At 65.0% G+C, this 15,341-nt stretch carries 15 protein-coding genes; 5 read left to right on the top strand and 10 right to left on the bottom strand.

The window, feature by feature from the left end:
- Positions 1-198: 198 nt before the first annotated feature.
- From B3E94_RS24865 to B3E94_RS24855, 3 genes are all read right to left on the bottom strand, one after another.
- The gene (locus tag B3E94_RS24865; RefSeq protein WP_176512420.1) at positions 199-660 is read right to left on the bottom strand and encodes an FxsA family protein; all 462 of its coding nucleotides are present in this window, start codon (positions 658-660) and stop codon (positions 199-201) included.
- Between the two features lie 67 nt (positions 661-727).
- A complete protein-coding gene (locus B3E94_RS24860; RefSeq protein ID WP_286915596.1) occupies positions 728-1,459 on the bottom strand; it encodes a HugZ family protein in 732 nt (243 codons plus the stop codon).
- 86 nt (positions 1,460-1,545) lie between these two features.
- Complete coding sequence (locus B3E94_RS24855; protein WP_286915595.1) at positions 1,546-2,556, bottom strand: DUF481 domain-containing protein; 1,011 nt, start codon at positions 2,554-2,556, stop codon at positions 1,546-1,548.
- A gap of 152 nt (positions 2,557-2,708) precedes the next feature.
- On the opposite strand from B3E94_RS24855, the gene B3E94_RS24850 reads away from it, so the two are divergent.
- A complete protein-coding gene (locus tag B3E94_RS24850; RefSeq protein WP_236235238.1) occupies positions 2,709-3,062 on the top strand; it encodes an MGMT family protein in 354 nt (117 codons plus the stop codon).
- A gap of 43 nt (positions 3,063-3,105) precedes the next feature.
- A complete protein-coding gene (locus B3E94_RS24845; protein ID WP_286915594.1) occupies positions 3,106-4,653 on the top strand; it encodes an AmpG family muropeptide MFS transporter in 1,548 nt (515 codons plus the stop codon).
- Positions 4,654-4,767: 114 nt separating this feature from the next.
- Here the strand turns inward: B3E94_RS24845 and B3E94_RS24840 are convergent, their stop codons facing one another.
- From B3E94_RS24840 to B3E94_RS24830, 3 genes are all read right to left on the bottom strand, one after another.
- Positions 4,768-6,012 carry an MFS transporter gene (locus B3E94_RS24840; protein WP_176512414.1) on the bottom strand — a complete coding sequence of 415 codons (1,245 nt, stop codon included), beginning with the start codon at positions 6,010-6,012 and terminating at the stop codon, positions 4,768-4,770.
- 203 nt (positions 6,013-6,215) lie between these two features.
- Positions 6,216-7,055 carry a mechanosensitive ion channel family protein gene (locus tag B3E94_RS24835; RefSeq protein WP_236235239.1) on the bottom strand — a complete coding sequence of 280 codons (840 nt, stop codon included), beginning with the start codon at positions 7,053-7,055 and terminating at the stop codon, positions 6,216-6,218.
- Positions 7,056-7,167: 112 nt separating this feature from the next.
- Positions 7,168-7,653, bottom strand: coding sequence for a YajQ family cyclic di-GMP-binding protein (locus B3E94_RS24830; protein ID WP_176512412.1), 486 nt, complete (start codon positions 7,651-7,653; stop codon positions 7,168-7,170).
- Positions 7,654-7,753: 100 nt separating this feature from the next.
- On the opposite strand from B3E94_RS24830, the gene B3E94_RS24825 reads away from it, so the two are divergent.
- Genes B3E94_RS24825 through B3E94_RS24815 form a run of 3 tightly spaced genes read left to right on the top strand, consistent with a single transcriptional unit; the run spans position 7,754 to position 11,307 of the window.
- The gene (locus B3E94_RS24825; protein ID WP_286915593.1) at positions 7,754-8,671 is read left to right on the top strand and encodes a putative 2-dehydropantoate 2-reductase; all 918 of its coding nucleotides are present in this window, start codon (positions 7,754-7,756) and stop codon (positions 8,669-8,671) included.
- A 37-nt stretch (positions 8,672-8,708) separates the two neighbouring features.
- Positions 8,709-10,739 (top strand): sensor histidine kinase, encoded by a 2,031-nt coding sequence (locus B3E94_RS24820; protein ID WP_286915592.1) that lies wholly within the window; start codon positions 8,709-8,711, stop codon positions 10,737-10,739.
- Between the two features lies 1 nt (position 10,740).
- Positions 10,741-11,307 carry a cob(I)yrinic acid a,c-diamide adenosyltransferase gene (locus B3E94_RS24815; protein ID WP_286915591.1) on the top strand — a complete coding sequence of 189 codons (567 nt, stop codon included), beginning with the start codon at positions 10,741-10,743 and terminating at the stop codon, positions 11,305-11,307.
- A 110-nt stretch (positions 11,308-11,417) separates the two neighbouring features.
- Here B3E94_RS24815 and B3E94_RS24810 read toward each other — a convergent pair whose 3' ends face one another.
- The 4 genes from B3E94_RS24810 to B3E94_RS24795 form a co-directional block, all read right to left on the bottom strand.
- Positions 11,418-12,362: a Nudix family hydrolase gene (locus B3E94_RS24810; protein ID WP_286915590.1), complete on the bottom strand. Its 945-nt coding sequence runs from the start codon at positions 12,360-12,362 to the stop codon at positions 11,418-11,420.
- Complete coding sequence (locus B3E94_RS24805; protein WP_286915589.1) at positions 12,359-12,991, bottom strand: glutathione S-transferase family protein; 633 nt, start codon at positions 12,989-12,991, stop codon at positions 12,359-12,361. Before B3E94_RS24805 ends, B3E94_RS24810 begins: the two co-directional genes overlap by 4 nt.
- A gap of 113 nt (positions 12,992-13,104) precedes the next feature.
- A complete protein-coding gene (argJ, locus tag B3E94_RS24800) occupies positions 13,105-14,322 on the bottom strand; it encodes a bifunctional glutamate N-acetyltransferase/amino-acid acetyltransferase ArgJ (RefSeq protein WP_286915588.1) in 1,218 nt (405 codons plus the stop codon).
- A gap of 87 nt (positions 14,323-14,409) precedes the next feature.
- Positions 14,410-15,341: SEC-C metal-binding domain-containing protein (locus B3E94_RS24795; protein ID WP_286915587.1), on the bottom strand; the 932-nt coding region annotated here is incomplete at its 5' end.

The raw sequence follows: 15,341 nt of genomic DNA, 5'->3' as shown, positions 1-15,341 counted from the left end.
GGCGGGTTGATGCGGTCCGGCGGTGCCGGGGGTGGCTCGCAACGGGCGAACCACCTGTGTCATGTCTGGTGCAACACCAGAAACCTTGCGGTGACCACATACATGAGGCCGCCATATTCAATTACAAGGCTTGCCCTGGAAATTTTTTCACACACACAAAAAGACTGGGGCCGCTCAGCGGCCCCAGGGGTGATGGGTTTACTTGTCGCGGCGCTCGTACTCGCCTTCGATCACGTTCGGCCGATGGCCGCTGTCGCGGGGCTGCGCCTGGAACGGGTCATCCTGAAACGCCCGCTGGCGCATGGCCTGGGCCTCGGCCCGCTCGCGCATCTTGCGCGCAGCCAGGCGGCGGGTGAATGGCAGCAGGCAGAGCACGCCCAGCACGTCGCTGATGAAGCCCGGCAGCAGCAGCAGGCCACCACCGACCGCCAGCATCAGGCCCTGGAACATGTCCTCGGCGGGCAGTTCGCCGCGCTGCAGGCTCTCGCGGGCACGCAGGGCGGTGGCAAGGCCGGCCACACGCATTACCAGCACACCCAGGGCGGAACCCGCGATGATCAGCAGCAGCGCCGGGAAGAACCCGATGGCCGCGCTGACCTTGACGAAAACGAACAGCTCCAGCACAGGGAACAGGAGAAACAGCAATAGAAAAGCACGCATCAAAGCATTCCTCGATGGAAGACAACCTTCCTGTAAGACCATCACATGGATGCGTGCATTCGCATTTTCAAGCTTCGACTTCAGTCGCAGCCGGCCATTGGTCGGCGCGCGCCAGCAAAACCAGGGCTTCGCGAACTTGTGTCGGCGTATTGCAAACACGTGGGAACGGCAGCCAGTAAATGCCCTGGCCGATACGCAGGTGCATGCCTTCGCTGTCGATGCCGACCATCTCTGCCGGCGTGCCGCGCGGCAGCTCGCCGAGCTCGACGTAATGGGCGATGGCGCTGGCGTGGTCGCTGTTCATGTGCTCGATCATGCTGGCCTCGGCCTTGCCCGCGAACGGGTTGGCCAGGGTCACCTGGTCGAGCCAGTGGATGGCGCCGAAGCCACCGATATAGCGATGGCGCACCGGCTGCAGCACCCAGAAATCGAAATCATGGGCCTTGTGATAGTTGGCGGCATCGGGGAAGTAACGGTAGTAACGCTCGGCCGCGGCCTCGATGGCGGCGTCATCGACCAGCTTGTGCGCCTCGGCCATCACCGTCAGGCGGCCAACGGCCTGCACGTCCTCGGCTTCACGCTCGCCCACCAGCAGCGAGCACTTGGGGTCTTTCTGCAGGTTGTGGGTGTGCTGGGCGATGCGGCTGATCAGGATCAGCGGGTTGCCCTGGGCATCCAGGCAATAAGGCACCACGGAGCCGAACGGGAAACCGGGCATCGACTTGGAATGGGTCGAAAGCACGCCGCGGTATTCCTTGAGCAGCAGCTCCCGGGCGGGGCGAATGGCGTTGGTACTCACTGAGGGCGCTCCTGGCGGCGGACTGGATGGGTGACAAGATAAGCATTATCACCCGCCGCTGCCACTGCCAGCTCAGCTGGCCTGCCTTACCAGGTCACACCGAAGCCTGCGGTATAGCGGGTCTTGTCCAGGTCGCTTTCGTGGGTGCCGCTGATGATGTCCTTCTCCGCCTTGAGGTTGAGCGACGCCCATTCGGTGACCTTGTAGCGCAGCCCGACCTCGGCATCCAGCGAGTAGTTGGCAACGCCGCCCAGCGGCTTGGCGACCTCGCCGTTGGTGAACAGCTGCACGTTCTTGCCGATCAGGTAGCGGGTGTAGTCCCACTTGACCGCGGCCGAATAGAAGTTGTCCTTGGCGCCATCCTGGTATTCGAAGTCGGTGCGGTTGACCAGCGAGCCGAGCGAGAAGGCGCCCAGCTCGTCATCCCAGAACTGGTAGCCAGGGCCGGTACCCACGGTGCGCTGGCGCGACAGGTCCTCGATGTGGTCACGCTTGTACTCCAGGCGCCCCTGCCAGAACCACTTCTCGGTGAGGAAGCGATCGAGCGCGTACTCGGCGCTCCAGTTGTTGGTGGTGGTGACGTCGTCCTTGGACTCGCGGTTGTACTCGCCCTCGGCATTGTGCCGCCAGCGGCCGTGGCGGGCGGTGGTCTTGAAGTCGATGTCGTAGTCGTCGCTGTCGCTTTCGGCACGCTTGTAGTCCATGGCCACGTCGACATTGCCCTTCCACAGGAAATCCTCGACCAGCGGCTTGGGCTTCATGATCTGCTGGATGCTGGCCAGCTCGACGGTCTTGGGCGCCTCGCCATTGGCCAGGGTCACCTTGCCCGCCTCGGCGGCCTTCAGCGACTTGGCCTTCTCGCCGTTGTAGGCATCCTGCTTGACCAGCAGCTCCTGGTCGCTCTCCAGCGTCTGCACCTGTTTCCAGTCCAGCGAAATCGAGCCGCCGTAAGGGGTCTCGAGCAGCAGCTTGCCGCCATCGAACAGGCGGATCTTGCCGCTCAGGCGGTCGCCGTTCTTCATCCACACGGTATCGGCGAAGGCCGGGGCGGCACACAGGGAGGCGGTCAACAGGCACAACAACGATCTAGAATACATAAGCGGGCTACGGGTTCGATTCGACGAAAAAAGCCGGGCATTATCCAGATACCAACGACCAGAGCAAGGACAGACCGAGCACATGCCATTGAGTTCAACTCTCATCTGCCGCCACCATTCGTCCGGTTTCATTCCAGGCCAGGGCTGCCCTGATGTCTGAGCCGTATGAGCATGCCCTGGACAGCCCCGAGGCCCGACGAACGGCCCTGTATTCGGTGCTTGGCCAGGTGCCGGAGGGCAAGGTGGTCAGCTATGGGCAATTGGCCGAACTGGCCGGGCTGGGCCGCGCGGCGCGCTGGGTCGGCCGCACCCTCGGCCAGTTGCCCGGCGACACCCGCCTGCCCTGGCACCGGGTGCTGGGTGCCGGTGGCCGGCTGAGCCTGGCGCTGGGTACGCCGGGCGGAGATGAACAACGTGCACGGCTGCGTGCGGAGGGCGTCAATGTAACCAATAATCGTGTGGATATGACGCGCCATGGCTGGCGCCCAATGGAGCACAGCGGTTAGAGTGCGCGCTTTGTTTTCGCAAATTTGAGGCAGATGTTGGCCCATGCCCCGTAAAACCTGGCGCGCTGCGCTTGCCGCCTATGCCAGCCCGTCTACCCTGGTACTTTTGCTGCTGGGCTTCGCCGCCGGCCTGCCCTACATGCTGGTGTTCTCGACCCTTTCTGTGTGGTTGCGCGAAGCGGGCGTGGCCCGCGAGACCATTGGCTACGCCAGCCTGATCGGCCTGGCCTATGCCTTCAAGTGGGTCTGGTCGCCGCTGCTCGACCAATGGCGCCTGCCCCTGCTGGGCGGCCTGGGGCGGCGCCGTTCGTGGCTGCTGCTGTCGCAGGCGCTGGTGGTGATCGGCCTGGTCGGCATGAGCCTGTGCGACCCGCAACAACACCTTTCCTGGCTGATCGCCCTGGCGGTGCTGGTGGCCTTCGCCTCGGCCACCCAGGACATCGCGGTGGATGCCTATCGCCTGGAGATCGCCGACGATCAGCGCCAGGCAGCCCTGGCTGCCAGCTACATGGCCGGGTACCGGGTGGCCGCCCTGCTCGCCACCGCCGGTGCGCTGGTCTTCGCCGAATGGTTCGGCTCCACCGGTTTCAGTTACTTGCATAAGGCCTGGGCCGGCACCTACGTGCTATTCGGCGTGCTGATGGTGCCTGCGCTGTTCACCACCCTGGTGATGCGCGAGCCGCCGGTGCCGATGCGCACCCAGCTCTCGGCCGCCCGCTATGGCCTGATGCACCAGATGGCCTCGGTGTTCGTGCTGATCATCCTGCTGGTGTCGGTGCCTGCCAGCTTCACCCAGATGTTCAACACCGGCTGGTCCAGCGTGATTTCCGGCGATGCCACGCCGCTTGACCTGCTGCTCGAAGACCGTGCGTTCCTGCGCCTGATCCTCTACGTGCTGCTGACCTGGGCGTGCCTGTCGAGCCTGGGCCGCCGCGGCCTGGCGCCGGTGCTCACGCCAGTCAACGACTTCATCGCCCGTTACCGCTGGCAAGCCCTGCTGCTGCTCGGGCTGATCGCCACCTACCGCATGTCGGACACGGTGATGGGGGTGATGGCCAACGTGTTCTACATCGACATGGGCTTCACCAAGGACCAGATCGCCAGCGTCAGCAAGATCTTCGGCCTGATCATGACCCTGGTCGGCGCCGGTGTCGGCGGCCTGCTGATCGTGCGCTTCGGTATCCTGCCGATCCTGTTCATCGGCGGCGCAGCCTCGGCGGCCACCAACATCCTCTTCGTGATGCTGGCCGACATGGGCCCGAACCTTGAAATGCTGGTGGTGACCATCTCCCTGGACAACTTCAGCTCAGGCCTGGCCACCTCGGCGTTCGTCGCCTACCTGTCGAGCCTGACCAACCTGAAGTTCTCGGCCACGCAATATGCGCTGCTGAGCTCGATCATGCTGCTGTTGCCGCGGCTGATCGGCGGCTATTCGGGGGTGATGGTGGAGAAGTTCGGTTACCACGATTTCTTCATGATTACCGCGCTGCTGGGTGTGCCGACACTGATCCTGATCGCCTTGCACTGGCGCCAGGAAGTTGGGCGAGGGAAGCAGGTGCCGGTAGAGAACTCGGCGGCCGAGCGGCCCTGAAAAGCGCATTGGCCCTATCGCCGGCAAGCCGGCTCCCACAGCTGACGCACAGGCTTCAAGCCTTGTGAAATACCTGTGGGAGCCGGCTTGCCGGCGATAGGGGCAGCACAAATCCTACTGCGCCACAGCCCCTTCCCCAGGCCGCCCACCCACGACAAACCACAACGGCCACAGCGCCAGCGCCCCCGCCACCCCTGCCGCCAGGGCAAAGTGCAGCAGGCTGGCACCGGCCCCGATCATCGCCATCAGCGCACCGCCAAGCCCCAGCAAGGCGATGGTGATCATGCCCAGCATCGCCGACACCAAGCCCTTGCTCTGCTCGCTGGAGAACAGCGTCATGCGGTACAGCACCGCGTTGGCCACGCCCAGGCCCAGTGCGTACAGCGACATGCCCGCGACCACGCTGGTCACCGACGGCCAGTACCAGGTCGCCAGCACCAGCAGGCACAAGCCGGCCAGGTAGGGCCACAAGGCGCCACGCACCAGGCTCGCCAGCGGGTAGCGATCGGCGATGCGGTTGATGATCAGGTTGCCCAGGATCAGCCCGCCGAACACCGGCAGCTGCCACAGCGCGTAGGCCATGGTGCTCAGGCCCTCATCGTGGATCAGCAATACCGGCGACAGGCCGATCCAGCCGATCAGCGGCAGGCCGACCAGGCCAAGTGCCGCGCTGCCGGCGACGAACTTGCGGTTGGCCAGCAGTTGGCCGTAGCCGGCGAGCAGCGGCAGCAGGTGGATGGGCGTGAACGCCAGGCGCGAGCCATCGCGGCGCTCCACCCCCAGGGTTTCCGGCATCAGCCGGTACAGCAGCAGCCAACACAGCACCGCGCCCACGGCAAACGCCACGAACAGCCAGCGCCAGTCCAGCCACTGCAGCATCAAGGTGCCCACCAGCGGGCCCAGCAGCGGCGAGAGCAAGGCGATGTTGGCCAGCAGGGCCATCATCCGTACCGCGTCGGCCTCGCTGAACGCTTCGTTCAGCGCCGGGTAGCTGACGGTCACCACAAACCCCAGGCCAATGCCCTGCAGCAGGCGCAGCAGGTTGAACAGGCCGATGTCCTGCACCCAGTAAGTCGCCAGGCACGCCACGCCAAAGAACGCGCAACCGGCCAGCAGCAGCGGGCGGCGGCCATAGCGGTCGGCCAGCGGGCCGATCAGCCACTGCAGCACCACACCGCCGAGCAGGTACAGGTTCAAGGCATGCGGGATGTATTGCGGGCTGGCGTTCAGGTGATCGACCACCACCGGCATGGCTGGCATGACCGCGTCGCTGGCGAGGTAGGTCAGCAGCTCGAACAGGGCCAGGGTCAGGCCGAACAGCAGGGCTCTGAGGGGGGTGATGTACAGCAGTGGTTTCATGATGGCGTTCAGGCAAAGACAGGTGGGGTCAGGCTATATGCCAGAAATTCCGGGGCTTGGCTGTGAACAAGTGTAAAAGCATGGGGCCGCTGCGCGCCCCAATCGCCGGCAAGCCGGCTCCCACAGGGGTTTGACGAAGACCCTGTGGGGGCCGACTTGCTGGCGATTGGGCCGCACAGCGGCCCCTGCTGCAACGGCGCGGTTTACTGCGCCGCCGCCTCCTGCACCACGCGAATCACGCGTTGCGGAAACGGAATGTCGATGCCCTCGGCCTTCAGCCGGTCACGGGCATGCTCGTTGAGCATGAACATCACATCCCAGTAGTCGCTGGTCTTGGTCCACAGGCGCAGCGATACGGTGATCGAGCTGTCACCCAGGGTCGCGACCACCGCCTGTGGCGCCGGGTCTGGCAGCACCCGTGGGTCCTGCGCCAGCTCCAGCAGCACGTTGCGCGCCTTCTGCAGGTCGGCCTCGTAGTCCACGCCCACGTCGAACACCACCTTGCGCGTCGGCTGGCGGTTGGTGTTGGTGATGATGCCGTTGGACAGGCTGCCGTTGGGCATGATCACGGTCTTGTTGTCACCGGTGCGCAGCACGGTGTGGAAGATCTGGATGCTGTCGACGGTGCCGGACACACCCTGGGCCTCGATCCAGTCACCGATGCGGAACGGGCGGAACATCAGGATCAGCACGCCACCGGCGAAGTTCGCCAGGCTGCCCTGCAAGGCCAGGCCGATGGCCAGGCCGGCAGCACCGATGGCCGCGACGAACGAGGTGGTCTCGATGCCGATCATCGACGCCACGCTGACCATCAGCAGCACCTTGAGCACGATGTTGGCCAAGGTGCTGATGAAGCCTTGCAGCGCCACGTCGGCGCGCAGCCCGACCAGCTTGCCAAGGCGCGCGCTGAGCTTGTTGATCAACCACCAGCCGATGGCCAGTGTCAGCAGCGCCAGCAACAGCCGGCTGCCGTATTGCATGATCATCGGGATCCAGGTCTGCGACTGGCGGACCAGCTGATCCACCTCAGCATTCAAATCCATATTCATCTCCTGATGCCGAGCGGCACGTACACGTAAATCGGGCCGCGCGCATTTGCGCGGCCATGGACCCCATGGACATCATTGCGCCATCGGGGTTCCGGCAACGCTTCGATCAGTCGCGGAAGTTGTTGAACTGCAGCGGCATGTCGAATTCCTTGGCGCGCAGGGCGGCGATGGCCTCTTGCAGGTCATCACGCTTCTTGCCGGTCACACGCACCTGCTCACCCTGGATGGAGGCCTGGACCTTGAGCTTGGCGTCCTTGATGTGGGCGACGATCTTCTTCGCCAGGTCCTTGTCGATGCCTTCGCGGAACTTGGCTTCCTGCTTCATCTCCTTGCCGGAGGGATAGGCGTCCTTGGTTTCCAGGCACTTGACGTCGATCTTGCGCTTGACCAGGGCCAGGCGCAGGATTTCGATCATCGCCTCGAGCTGGAACTCGGCCTCGGCCGTGAGCATCACGGTCTGCTCCTTGTCCTTGAACTCGAAGCTACCCTTGCCCTTGAGGTCGTAACGGCGGTCGAGCTCCTTCATGGCGTTTTCGACAGCGTTCTGCACTTCGTGCTTGTCCAGTTCCGATACCACGTCGAACGACGGCATGGTTGATCTCCCAAAATAAAAGCGCGCTCGGCGTGACGATGGAGCGCGCGGGGTTTGAAGGTTAAAATGCGGACTCATTATAACGGGTTGCGAAACGCAGATGAGCAGCACCTGGCATATTCTCGGCGCCGGTAGCCTCGGCAGCCTCTGGGCCTGCCGCCTGGCACGGGCCGGCAAGGCAACCCGGCTGATCCTGCGCGACCGGCAGCGGCTCGCCGCCTACCAGCAGGCCGGCGGCCTGACCCTGGCCGAACAGGACCAGGCCACGCGCTTTGCGATCCCCGCCGAAACCGCTGACGCCAGCGGGCCGATTCATCGCCTGCTGCTGGCCTGCAAGGCCTATGACGCCGCGCCTGCCGTCGCCCGCCTGGCCCCGCGCCTGGCCGAGGGCGCCGAGATCTTGCTGCTGCAAAATGGCCTGGGCAGCCAGGACGAAGTCGCCGACCAGGTGCCCCATGCCCGCTGCATCTTCGCCTCCAGCACCGAAGGGGCGTTTCGCGAGGACGACTGGCGGGTACGCTTTGCCGGGCAAGGGTTCAACTGGCTGGGCGACCCGGCCAACCCTGCCCTGCCGCAATGGTTCGACGACCTGGGCGACGCCGGCATCCCCGCCGAATGGACGGTGGACATCCTCACCCGCCTGTGGCGCAAGCTCGCGCTGAACTGCGCCATCAACCCGCTGACCGTGCTGCACGACTGCCAGAACGGCGGCCTGCTGGGGCACCTGGGCGAAATCGACAGCCTGTGCGCCGAACTTGGCCAGCTGTTGCAACGCTGCGGCCAGCCCAAGGCCGCCGATGACCTGAGCGAGGAAGTGCAACGGGTGATTCTCGCCACCGCCGCCAACTACTCTTCCATGTACCAGGATGTGCGTGCCGGCCGGCGCACCGAGGTGCACTACCTGCTTGGCCACGCCTGCCGGGCGGCAGCGCGCCACGCCATGGTGCTGCCACAGCTGGAACACCTGCACCAGCGGCTGGTCGATAACCTGCGAGCCCGTGACTTGCCCTGCGCCTGACGCAGCCCTACAACCGGATACGGACATTGCCTAGCCCATGACCCTGCGCCAACGCCTGGAAAACCTCCCGGTCGGGCAAAAGTTGCTGGCCGCCCTGCTGGTGCTGCTGGTGACCATCCTGCTGGTTGCCAACCTGACCTTCATCAGCGCCGCCTACTGGATCACCCAGGAGAGCATGGCGCCCCAGGCCCTGCAGACCATCGGCCGGCTGGTGGCCAACCCGCAGCTGTCGATGCGCGCCGGTGACAACACGGAAAATGCCACCGCCCTGCTCAAGGAACTGGACAGCTACACGCCGCTGCGCGCCGCCGCCGTCTATGGCGGCGATGGGCGCCTGCTGGCGCAGCTACAGCATGGCGAAGCGCTGGCCCTGCCCAAGCACTACCGCAATATCGATAGCTGGCGCCTGATGGAGTTTCGCAGCACCCAGCTCATCCGCATCCCACGCGAAGCCAGCCCCCCCGCACACCTGCTGCTGGTGGCCAGCAGCGAACTGCCGACCGCCTTCTACACCGGCACCCTCAGCGCCAGCCTGGCGATCCTGGTGTTCAGCGTGCTGCTGTGGCTGGTGATCGCGCGGCAGATCAAGCGCCTGATCACCCAACCGATCAACCAGCTCGAAGAGCTCAGCCGCCAGGTCACCCGCGAAGAAAGCTACGCCCTGCGCGCCACCCGCGGCAACGACGACGAGATCGGCAGCCTGGCACAGGCCTTCAACACCATGCTGTCGCGCATCGAAGCCCGCGAGCAGCAGCTCAAGCGCACCCGTGACGAGTTCCAGATGGCCTACGACCAGGCCCAGGGCCTGGCCGAGGAAACCCGCCACACCAACCGCAAGCTGGAGCTGGAAGTCCAGGTGCGCAGCAAGATCGAGAAAAAGCTCACAGGCTTTCAGAACTACCTCAACAGCATCATCGACTCCATGCCTTCGGCGCTGATCGCCCTCGACGAACAGCTCTACGTCACGCAGTGGAACCACGAAGCCACGGTGCTCTCCGGCACGCCGCTGGACGAGGCGCTGAACCAGCCGGTGTTCATCGCTTTCGAGCCGCTCAAGCCGTTTTTGCCGCAGCTCAAGGAGACCGTGGAAAAGCACCGGGTGGCGAAGATCGAGCGGGTCACCTGGCCCAAGGACGACGACCTGCGCCACTACGCCCTGACCTTCTACCCGCTGATGGGCGGTGGCGGGCGTGGCGTGGTGATCCGCATCGACGACATCACCCAGCGCCTGTCGCTGGAAGAAATGATGGTGCAGTCGGAAAAAATGCTCTCGGTCGGCGGCCTGGCCGCCGGCATGGCCCACGAAATCAACAACCCGCTGGGGGCAATTCTGCACAACGTGCAGAACATCCGCCGGCGCCTGTCGCCGGAGCTGCCGCGCAACCAGGAGCAGGCAAGCGAGCTGGGCATCGACCTGCCGAGCGTCAACCGCTACCTGGAAAGCCGCGAAGTGCCGCAACTGCTCGATGGCATCCAGCAGGCCGGCGCCCGCGCCGCCAAGATCGTTACCCACATGCTCAGCTTCAGCCGCCGCAGCAACCGCCAGCTGGTGCCCTGCGACCTGCCGTCATTGATCGACCAGGCGGTGGACATCGCCGGCAACGACTTCGACCTGACCATCGGCTTCGACTTCAAGGGCCAGGCCATCGTCCGCCAGTTCGACCCTGCCCTGGGGCCGGTGCCCTGCACCGCCAACGAACTGGAGCAGGTCTTGCTCAACCTGTTGAAGAACGCCGCGCAGGCCATCCACCAACGGCCACAGCCCAGCGAGCCCGGGCGCATCATCCTGCGTACCCGGCTCAACCCGCCCTGGGCCGAAATCCAGGTCGAGGACAACGGCATCGGCATGCCCGAAGCGGTGCGCAAGCGCACCTTCGAGCCGTTCTTCACCACCAAGGAAATCGGCCAGGGCACCGGGCTTGGCCTGTCGGTTTCGTACTTCATCATCACCAACAACCACAAGGGGCAGATGGAAGTGCAGTCCACGCCCGGCCAGGGCACCTGCTTCACCCTGCGCCTGCCCCTCGGCCAGCCGACAACGGCGACGCCGACCACCACGGAGGCATGACATGGGCTATCGCCTGTCGAAGATCTACACCCGCACCGGCGACAAGGGCGAAACCGGCCTGGGCGACGGCCGCCGGGTGCCCAAGGACCATCCGCGGATCGAAGCGATCGGCGAGGTGGACAGCCTTAACAGCCAGCTCGGGCTATTGCTCGCCGGGCTGGCGGAGCAGGGGCTGGATGAGCTGAGGGCGGTTCTGGCGCCTTGCCAGCACCGCCTGTTCGACTTGGGTGGGGAGCTGGCCATGCCCAGCTATCAGGCCTTGAACCAGGCAGAGGTCGAGCGCCTGGAGGCGGCCATCGATGTGTGGAACGAGGAGCTGGGGCCGCTGAAGAACTTCATCCTGCCCAGTGGTTCGGCATTGATTGCCCAGGCCCATGTTTGCCGCAGCCTGGCGCGCAGTGCCGAGCGGCGGTGTCAGCAGTTGAATGCCGTGGAGCCGCTGGAGGGGGTGGGGTTGGCGTATATCAATCGGCTGTCCGATCTGTTGTTCGTGGCAGCGCGGATCATCGGGCGGCGGCAGGGGGTGGCTGAGGTGCTTTGGCAGCCTGCGCAAAAACCGCAGGGTTGAAATAGCGGGGGCTGCTTTGCAGCCCAATCGCCGGCAAGCCCGGCTCCCACAGGATCTCTTTTGTAGGAGCCGGCTTGCCGGCGATTGGGCCGCACAGCGGCCCCAGTTGCTCAGGCCTCAGGCCAGAACGCCCGAATCCCGGCAACCCCTTGAGCCCCAGCCTCCCAGGCCTTTTCCCGGTCGCACGGCCCAACGCCGCCGAGCAGGAACACAGGGTGGGTAAACCCGGCAATCAACCGCTGCGCCTCATCCCAACCCAGCGGCTGCGCCTCAGGATGGGTCTGGGTCGGCTGTAACGGCGACAAGGTGACGAAATCCACCCCCATCTGCTCGGCCAACGCCAGTTCCTCGGCACTGTGGCACGACGCCGCCAGCCAGCGGTCTTTCGGGAATGGCCGGCCCTTGGCGGCGTACTTGCGCAGTTGCGCCGCAGTCAGGTGCCAGCCAGCCGCCGGGAAGTCGCCCAGCCATTCCAATGGCCCCTTGAGCATCAACTGCGCCTTGCCCGCACACAGGCCAACCGCATCCACCGCAACGTCGCGGTACTTGGGGTCGTACATGTCCGGTGCGCGCAGCTGGATCAGGCGCACGCCTGAAGCCACCGCACGCTGGATGCCCTTGAGCATCTCGGGCACTTCCAGGCCGTCCGGGGTAATCAGGTACTGGTCCGGCAGGCGCGCCGCCGCGACGATCGGCTTGTTGGCCTCGGGGAAGTCGTATTGCGCCAGCTCCCGCGGGGCGGCCCAGGCCAACGGCTGGCCCTCGGCGCCGTGGGGTTCGCCGGAAAATGCCTGGACTTCGCGCACGTCCAGCAGCACCTGCTTGTCCGGGTAATCGTGGCTGACCTTGATCAGCGCCCGCGAGCGGGTCACCTCGATGCCCAGTTCTTCGCGCAGCTCACGGGCCAGCGCGGCTTCGACGCTCTCGCCCTGCTCCACCTTGCCGCCGGGGAATTCCCACAGGCCGCCCTGGTGCTGGCTATCGGCGCGCCGGGCTATCAGGATCCGGCCATCGGTGCCGCGAATCACGGCAGCTACTACATGAATGCGTTTCACCCTTCACGCTCCGCCAGCCCAGCTTGCTGCCAGGCCTTGAAGGCCGGCCACTGGTAAATGGTCTCGATATAAGTTGCCGCCGCTGCCGGCACGTCCACGCGGTAGCCGCGCAGGCGCACGGCCACCGGGGCGAAGAAGGCGTCGGCCAGGGTCGGCTTGCCGAACAGGAACGGCCCGCTGTCCTTGGTCACCAAGCGGCATTCGGACCACAGCGCGACGATACGGTCGATGTCGACCTGCACCTCCAACGGGATGGCCTCCAGCGCTTCGTCGCGCGACAGGTCGAACGGCATCGCCCCGCGCAGGGCGAAGAAGCCACTGTGCATCTGCGCGCAGGCCGAACGGGCCAGGGCACGGGCGGCCGTATCCGCCGGCCAGAGCTGCGCCTGGGGGTGCTGTTCGTTGAGGTATTCGGCGATGGCCAGCGAGTCGGCGATCACGCCGTGCTCGGTCTTGAGCAACGGCACCTTGCCGGTGGCGGAGAAGGCGAGAAGGCGTTGGCGGGTGTCGGGCTGGTTCAGCTTGATCAGGGTTTCTTCGTAGGGCACGCCAGCCAGCTCGAGGGCCAGGGCGCCGCGTAGCGACCAGGAGGAATACAGCTTGTCGCCGATGATCAGGTGATAGCTCATGGGTCGGCTCCACTTCTTTGAAATTTTGCGGCTGAGCATCGCCGGCAAGCCGGCTCCCACAGGTTTTGCGGTGCTGTTGTGGGAGCCGGCTTGCCGGCGATGAGGCCGTTGAATCAGGTACGGTATTCGGCGTTGATCTTCACGTACTCGTGGGACAGGTCAGTGGTCCAGATGGTTTCGCTGCACTGGCCACGGCCCAGCTCGATGCGGATGGTGATCTCTTCCTGGGCCATCACTGCCGAGCCTTGCGCCTCGGTGTAGCTCGGGCTGCGGCCGCCTTGGCTGGCGATGCAGACGTTGTCCAGGTACACATCGATCAGGCTGACATCCAGCTCCGGCACGCCGGCACGGCCTACGGCCGCGAGGATACGGCCCCAGTTCGGGTCGGAGGCGAACAGCGCGGTCTTGATCAGCGGCGAGTGGGCCACGGCGTAACCGACGTCCAGGCACTCCTGGTGGTTGCCGCCGCCGTTGACCTGCACGGTCACGAACTTGGTGGCGCCTTCGCCGTCACGGACGATGGCCTGGGCCACTTCCATGCACACCTCGAACACCGCCTTTTTCAGCGCGTCGAACAGTGCGCCGCTGGCTTCGGTGACTTCCGGCAGGTTGGCCTTGCCGGTAGCGATCAACATGCAGCAGTCGTTGGTCGAGGTGTCGCCGTCGATGGTGATGCGGTTGAACGACTTGTTGGCGCCGTCGAGCATCAGGTCCTTGAGCACAGCCGGCGCGACCTTGGCGTCGGTGGCGATGTAGCCGAGCATGGTCGCCATGTTCGGGCGAATCATGCCGGCGCCTTTGCTGATGCCGGTGACGGTGACGGTCACGCCTTCGTGCTGGAACTGGCGGCTGGCACCTTTGGGCAGAGTGTCGGTGGTCATGATGCCGGTGGCGGCTTCAGCCCAGTTGTTTTCCGACAGGTCGTCCAGCGCAGCCTGCAGGGCGCCTTCGATCTTTTCCACCGGCAGCGGCTCGCCGATCACACCGGTGGAGAATGGCAGCACCGCTTCGGCCGGTACCCCGGCAAGCTCGGCAAGCTTGGCGCAGGTGCGCTCGGCAGCGGCCAGGCCTGGCGCGCCGGTGCCGGCGTTGGCGTTGCCGGTGTTGGTCAGCAGGTAGCGCACGGTGCCCTGCACGCGCTGCTTGGAGAGGATCACGGGCGCGGCGCAGAACGCGTTGAGGGTGAACACGCCGGCAACGCTGGAGCCTTCGGCACAGCGCATCACCACTACGTCCTTGCGCCCCGGGCGCTTGATGCCCGCGGATGCGATGCCGAGTTCAAAACCCGAAACCGGGTGCAGGGTGGGCAAAGGACCAAGACCAACAGCCATTAGAGCGCTCCTAGAATACGGTGAATATGGAAAAAGGGGGCCGCAATGCGGCCCCCAGGTTTGTCACGATACAGCAATCAGGTCAGATCACTCGATTTGACCATGGCAATGCTTGAATTTCTTGCCCGAACCACACCAGCACGGCTCGTTGCGGCCCAGCTTCTGCTCGTTGCGCACCGGGGCTGCGGCCACGGCCACTTCAGCACCCTCCTCGCTCAGCTGCTCGCTTTCCAGGCCCGGCGCCGGGGCGTGCTGGAACTGCATGCGGCTGGCCAGTTCTTCGGCTTCGCGGCGCAGGCGCGCTTCTTCCTCGGCTGGGTCTTCGCGGCGAACCTGTACGTGCGAGAGCACGCGGATGGTGTCGCGCTTGATCGACTCGAGCAGCTCCTGGAACAGGGTGAACGACTCGCGCTTGTATTCCTGCTTCGGGTTCTTCTGCGCATAGCCACGCAGGTGGATACCGTGGCGCAGGTGGTCCATGGTCGACAGGTGGTCTTTCCACAGGTCGTCGAGCACGCGCAGCAGGATCTGCTTCTCGAAGGTGCGCAGGGCGTCGATACCGGCCTGGTCTTCCTTCTCGGTGTAGGCGTCGGTGATTTCCTTGAGCAGCTTCTCGCGCAGGGTCTCTTCGTAGAGGTGGTCATCCTCGTCGAGCCACTGCTGGATCGGCAGCTTCATGGCGAAGTCGCTGTTCAGCGAAGCCTCCAGGCCGGCCACGTCCCACTGCTCGGGCAGCGACTGCGGCGGAATGTGCTGGCTGATGGTGGCGTCGAGCACTTCCTTGCGGAACTCCTCGATGGTGTCGCCGATGTTTTCGGCAGCCAGCAGGCTGTTGCGCATGTGGTAGATCACCTTGCGCTGTTCGTTGGCCACGTCGTCGTATTCGAGCAGCTGCTTGCGGATGTCGAAGTTGCGGCCTTCGACCTTGCGCTGCGCCTTTTCGATGGCGTTGGTGACCATGCGGTGCTCGATGGCCTCACCGGACTGCATGCCCAGGGCCTTCATGAAGTTCTTCACCC

Source organism: Pseudomonas sp. UBA6315 (genome assembly GCF_002438125.1).
Classification (GTDB): Bacteria; Pseudomonadota; Gammaproteobacteria; order Pseudomonadales; family Pseudomonadaceae; genus Aquipseudomonas; species Aquipseudomonas faucium.
This window is presented reverse-complemented; position numbering and strand designations above follow the sequence as displayed.

What these genes read in the sequence shown, in the direction of transcription:
- B3E94_RS24865 (WP_176512420.1), bottom strand. Translation starts at nt 660, where the DNA reads ATGCGTGCTTTTCTATTGCTGTTTCTCCTGTTCCCTGTGCTGGAGCTG.
- B3E94_RS24855 (WP_286915595.1), bottom strand. Translation starts at nt 2,556, where the DNA reads ATGTATTCTAGATCGTTGTTGTGCCTGTTGACCGCCTCCCTGTGTGCC.
- B3E94_RS24850 (WP_236235238.1), top strand. Translation starts at nt 2,709, where the DNA reads ATGTCTGAGCCGTATGAGCATGCCCTGGACAGCCCCGAGGCCCGACGA.
- B3E94_RS24845 (WP_286915594.1), top strand. Translation starts at nt 3,106, where the DNA reads ATGCCCCGTAAAACCTGGCGCGCTGCGCTTGCCGCCTATGCCAGCCCG.
- B3E94_RS24840 (WP_176512414.1), bottom strand. Translation starts at nt 6,012, where the DNA reads ATGAAACCACTGCTGTACATCACCCCCCTCAGAGCCCTGCTGTTCGGC.
- B3E94_RS24835 (WP_236235239.1), bottom strand. Translation starts at nt 7,055, where the DNA reads ATGGATTTGAATGCTGAGGTGGATCAGCTGGTCCGCCAGTCGCAGACC.
- B3E94_RS24830 (WP_176512412.1), bottom strand. Translation starts at nt 7,653, where the DNA reads ATGCCGTCGTTCGACGTGGTATCGGAACTGGACAAGCACGAAGTGCAG.
- B3E94_RS24825 (WP_286915593.1), top strand. Translation starts at nt 7,754, where the DNA reads ATGAGCAGCACCTGGCATATTCTCGGCGCCGGTAGCCTCGGCAGCCTC.
- B3E94_RS24820 (WP_286915592.1), top strand. Translation starts at nt 8,709, where the DNA reads ATGACCCTGCGCCAACGCCTGGAAAACCTCCCGGTCGGGCAAAAGTTG.
- B3E94_RS24815 (WP_286915591.1), top strand. Translation starts at nt 10,741, where the DNA reads ATGGGCTATCGCCTGTCGAAGATCTACACCCGCACCGGCGACAAGGGC.
- B3E94_RS24805 (WP_286915589.1), bottom strand. Translation starts at nt 12,991, where the DNA reads ATGAGCTATCACCTGATCATCGGCGACAAGCTGTATTCCTCCTGGTCG.
- argJ (WP_286915588.1), bottom strand. Translation starts at nt 14,322, where the DNA reads ATGGCTGTTGGTCTTGGTCCTTTGCCCACCCTGCACCCGGTTTCGGGT.